The following is a 4562-nucleotide window of genomic DNA, read 5'->3' as shown; positions in this document are numbered from 1 at the left end:
ACCGGTTCGTGATGGCCAACAGCTCGGCCAGCAAGAGCAAGGTGATCGCCGACTCCGAGCGGATCATCGCCCGCATGCTCGCGGTGATGCTGCGACGGCGGATGCACCAAGTGGGGTTGGATACCCACGGCGTCGAAGCCTGGGCGTACATGATCGTCGGTGGCGTCCAGCTGGCCACCCACTCGTGGCTGCTGGACCCGCGGATGAGCGCTGACGACCTGATCGATTACCTGACCATGCTGAGCTGGAGCGCGCTGTGCGGAATCGTCGAGGCCGGCGGGTCGCTGGAGCAGTTCAACGCCGGGCCGCACCCGTCCCCGATCCCGCCGCGGTTGGTGCCGCCGGTGGGCAGTGGGAGCCGGTAGGCCGTCAGTAGGAGTAAAAGCCCCGCCCGGACTTCTTGCCCAGCAGACCAGCCTCGACCATCCGCAGCAGCAGCGGCGGCGCAGCGTAGAGCGGCTCCTTGAACTCGTCGAACATCTTATCCGCGATCAGCTTGAGGGTGTCCAGACCGACCAGATCGCACAGCCGCAGCGGGCCCATCGGATGCGAAAGGCCCGCGACCACAGCCTTGTCCACGTCTTTCGCGGTGGCGAAGCCGGTCTCCACCATCCGGATCGCCGACAGCAGGTAGGGCACCAGCAGCGCGTTGACCACGAAGCCGGACCGATCGGAGCAACGCACCACCTGCTTGCCCAGCGTGACGCGGGCGAACTGCTCGGCACGGGCGGCGGCGGCTTCGTCGGTGACCAGCGTGCTGACCAGTTCGACCAGCGGCAGCACCGGCACCGGATTGAAGAAGTGCAGGCCCAGCACCCGCGCCGGATTCTTGGTGGCCGCGGCCAGCTTCATGATCGGGATGCTGGAGGTGTTCGACGCCAACACCGCGGCCGGGTCGGTCACCACGCGGTCCAACTCGGCGAAGATCGACGCCTTGACCTTTTCGTCCTCGATCACGGCCTCGATCACCAGTTGCCGGTCGGCCAAATCGCTCAGGTCGGTGGTGCAGGTCAGCAAGGCGGTCGCCGCGTCACGATCGCTTTCGGTGATCTTGCCAGCGCTCACCCGGCGGTCCAACGATGTGACAATGCGGTCGCGGCCCGCGGCGAGGAGCGCCTCGGTGGTCTCGAAGACGGTCACCTCGACGCCGGCGCGGGCGGAGACCTCGGCGATACCGGCGCCCATCTGCCCGACCCCGACGACGCCGACTCGTTGGATCACGTTGTCACTCAACTCTTTTCCTCCAGCCCTGTTGTCGGTTCCGGCTTTGAGAGCGGAAAGATCGCCGCGACGGCTTTGGTCTCTTCGCCGACCGTGTAGGTGAGCGATCTGACGGTGCGATCGACCAGGTCAGGTCCGAATTGGTCGGTGGAGCCGGGCGGGTGGACGTGCGAGATGATCTCCAGCTTGTCACCCAGCGCGACCGGGGCGTCGTGTTCGAGGGTGACCCGCAGCGGCGCGGCCAGCAGTTCCGGGTAGCCCGACAGATAGTCCTCCACCACCGACCAGTACACGGAGTTGTTCATGTGGTCGAACAGATCGATGTCGGTGAACCGAACCGGGTACTCGCGGATTTCCGTGGCGTCTTCGCGGCTGCCCGGCTTCAGGTAGGCCTTCCAGCGCAGCCGGTCGACGCTGGTGGTGCGGCGCAGGCCGTCGAGGAAGTCGTCGGAGATCCGGGCCGGCATCTGGGTCTCCCGGTTGATGTTGATCCAGAACGCCTCGGACTCGACCAGGCCGCGCCCGCGCTTGGCGTCGATGCGGACCCGCATTTCACACCAGCGGTTGGACGTGCCCGAACACCAGCGTCGCAGCCGCAGCATGTCGCTGAACTCGACGGGCCGGATGAGATCGACCATGGTGCGGCGCACGATCCACAGTGGATGGGTGTCCTCGAACCCCAGCTCACGCAGCTGGTCCTGACCGACGTCCTGGATGTGCCTGGTGGCGGCGTCCAACCGCAGCCGGCCCTTTCGGTCGATGTCGGCGACCCGTAGCGGCCAGTCCCGGTCGAAGACGTCAGGATGCGGATCCGGGACTGCCATCATGGCTTTCGCCAAACCAGCCAGGCCGGTGCGGTTCACCGACGTATCGCCTGTCATGCTGTGCTCCGCTCCCCTTTTCCCAGCCAGCGTGATCATGCCAGGGACGTCACCCCGTCGCCAAACCGATGCGCAGGTAGGGTGACGCGGGTGTCAGGCCGTATCCCCTCCACCCCCCGGTTACCTGACCTGGGTGTCTTCAACTGGGTGTTCTGCAAGCTTGCCGCCCGCCGGCAACGTGTCCCGCAGGCACACCTGTTCACCACGCTCGGCCAGCACAAGCGGCTGATGTGGTCCTGGCTGCCGTGGGCCGGGCTGTTGCTGTCCGGTGGCCGACTGCCCAAACGTGACACCGAGCTGGTGATCCTGCGGGTAGCTCAGCTGCGCAACAGCCGATACGAGCTGCAGCACCATCGCCGGATCGCCACCAAGGCCGGGCTCGACGACGCCGCCCAGGAGCGCATCTTCGAAGGCCCGGGCGCTGGCGGCCTGACCGACCGACAGCGTGTGCTGATCGCCGCGACCGACGAACTGCTGGACACCCGCACCCTCTCGGATCGCACCTGGACCGAGCTGTCCGGTCACTTGGACCGGCCGCAGTTGATCGAATTCGTCACGCTGGCAGGCCAATACGACGCGCTGGCGGCGACCCTGGCCGCACTGCGGGTACCGCTGGATTTCCCGGAGTAGGTTACGACGACTCCGCTCAGGCACGACATCGCCCTCGCCGGCGGCGCGACGCTGCTGCTCGCCGCAGCCCTCGCAGCCCTCGGGTGGGCGCTGCTGAAGGTGGGGGCCGGGCGTCTGGTCGCCCGCAAGATTCCGCATGCGTTGTGCGGCGTGTTCGCCGCGGCCTCGGCCTTCTGGTTTTCCAGCTCAGCGGCGCTTGTCATGGTTTTGCTCGTGACGGTCGTTGCCCTGGTCTTCGTCGTGGAGAAAGGTTTGCTTTCCGACGTGCTCGAGGGCACCCGGAAGCGCGATTACGGGCTGGTCGGGTTCGCCGCCGGTGTTCTCATTGCCGTTGCGGTGTTCTGGCCGGACCGGATCGCCATCGCCGTAGGCGTTTTGGTGTTGGGCCTGGCCGACGCGGGCGCCGCGCTTGTCGGGCACCACTTCGGCCGCCGTCGTGTCGCCGTCGGCGGTGCCGCGCGATCTTTCGAGGGGGCGGCGGTCTTCGCGGTGATCACGTTGGGGATATCACTGGCCTTCACTCTGGCCGGCTTCGGGTCCAGCGTGGGTGTGGCTGTGGCCGTTTCGGTCTTCGTTGCGTTGACGACCGCGTCCATCGAGCTGCTGGTATTGCCCGCGGCGGACAACTTGGTGATCACGCCGTGGGTTGCCCTGCTGTTGCACGTCGGGCACGACTTGTCGTCCGCGGACGCACTGCGCTGGTCGGTGGCAGCCATCGTGGGCTGCGCTACGGCGCCGTCGATGGTGCGGCTGCGATGGCTGGATCTACCCGGCGCGATCGGTGCCGCGCTGGTCGCGGCGGTAGCGATCGCTCTCGGTGGATGGTTCTGGATTGTTCCGGCGGCAACATTTCTCATCCTGACCAGCGTCCTGACGGCATACCGGCAAGAGAAGCGAGCCGAAAGCCTACGAGGGCTGAATCAGGTCGTCGTCAACGGTGTGCTCCCGCTGGTGCTCCCGGCCATCGGCTATGCGCTGACGCGCAACCAGCTGTGGTTCGTCGTCTACATCGGCGGCATCGCGGCTTCCATCGCGGATTCGTGGGCGTCTGAGATCGGCCGCTTCTCCGCGAAGCTGCCGGTGTCGCTGCGCACTCGACGCCGAGTTCCCAAGGGCACGTCCGGTGCCGTTTCGCCGCTGGGCTTCGCGGCAACCGGACTGGGCGGCCTGGCGGTGGGGGCCGTCGGCGCCCTCATGGCGAACCCGACCATCATCGTCGTCGGGCTGGCGGCGGGGACAGCGGGCTCGCTGCTGGACTCGCTGCTCGGCGCGACCGTGCAGGGCCGCTTCGTGTGTGCGTCGTGTCTTGCCGTGGTGGAGGACCGACAGCACTGCGGCGTACCGGGTGAACTCGCCTTCGGACACCGCTGGATCGACAACGACGTGGTTAACGCCTTCGCCAACGCGACAGGCATGGCCGTCGCGTTGGCGGTCTTCGAGCTGGTGCTCAGAAGTTGATCATGTGGCCGGTCAGGCCATGGAAGCACTCCTGCAGCGCTTCTGACATCGTCGGGTGCGTGTGCACGTTGCGGGCCAGTTCTGCGGCGGTCAGGTCCCACTTCTGCGCCAGGGTGAGCTCGGGCAGCAACTCCGAGACGTCGTGGCCGACCAGGTGGGCGCCGAGCAGCTCGCCGTAGCGGGCGTCGGCCACCAGTTTGACGAAGCCGCTCGGGTCACCCACGCCGTGCGCTTTGCCGTTGGCGCTGAACGGAAATTTGGCAACTTTGACGTCATAACCTTCGGTGCGGGCCTGCTCTTCGGTGAGCCCGAAGCTGGCCACCTGCGGCTGGCAGAACGTGGCGCGCGGCATCATCCGGTAGTCGCCGAGCG

General features: G+C 67.0%; 4 protein-coding genes and 2 pseudogenes. 3 read left to right on the top strand and 3 right to left on the bottom strand.

The genetic code is table 11. The annotated features are described in order from the left end of the window. Nucleotides 1–365 (top strand): annotated as a pseudogene (locus AC2VON_RS20945) (TetR/AcrR family transcriptional regulator); the annotation flags it as partial. A 4-nt stretch (nt 366–369) separates the two neighbouring features. On the opposite strand, the gene AC2VON_RS20940 reads toward AC2VON_RS20945, so the two are convergent. After that, entirely contained in the window at nt 370–1233 is an 864-nt protein-coding gene (locus tag AC2VON_RS20940) for a 3-hydroxybutyryl-CoA dehydrogenase (protein WP_486954636.1), read from the bottom strand. Then, nucleotides 1230–2102 (bottom strand): acyl-ACP thioesterase domain-containing protein, encoded by an 873-nt coding sequence (locus tag AC2VON_RS20935; protein ID WP_486954635.1) that lies wholly within the window; start codon nt 2100–2102, stop codon nt 1230–1232. The genes AC2VON_RS20940 and AC2VON_RS20935 overlap by 4 nt, the downstream gene beginning before the upstream one ends. Nucleotides 2103–2192: 90 nt before the next feature. Between AC2VON_RS20935 and AC2VON_RS20930 the strand changes: the two genes are divergently transcribed. After that, nucleotides 2193–2732 carry a carboxymuconolactone decarboxylase family protein gene (locus AC2VON_RS20930; protein WP_486954634.1) on the top strand — a complete coding sequence of 180 codons (540 nt, stop codon included), beginning with the start codon at nt 2193–2195 and terminating at the stop codon, nt 2730–2732. 213 nt (nt 2733–2945) lie between these two features. Continuing rightward, nucleotides 2946–4190, top strand: a complete 1245-nt coding sequence (locus AC2VON_RS20925) for a DUF92 domain-containing protein (RefSeq protein WP_486954633.1) — start codon at nt 2946–2948, stop codon at nt 4188–4190. Here the strand turns inward: AC2VON_RS20925 and AC2VON_RS20920 are convergent. Next, a pseudogene (locus AC2VON_RS20920) lies at nt 4180–4562 on the bottom strand (dihydrolipoyl dehydrogenase); the annotation flags it as partial. The gene AC2VON_RS20925 and the pseudogene AC2VON_RS20920 overlap by 11 nt on opposite strands.

This window comes from Mycobacterium sp. TH-M82 (assembly GCF_057473605.1).
The sequence above is the reverse complement of the archived record's forward strand: the minus strand, read 5'-3'. Positions and strand labels throughout refer to the sequence as shown.

Bases quoted from the DNA above. Each gene is read 5' to 3' on its own strand.
- AC2VON_RS20935 (WP_486954635.1), bottom strand. From the start codon at position 2,102: ATGACAGGCGATACGTCGGTGAACCGCACCGGCCTGGCTGGTTTGGCG.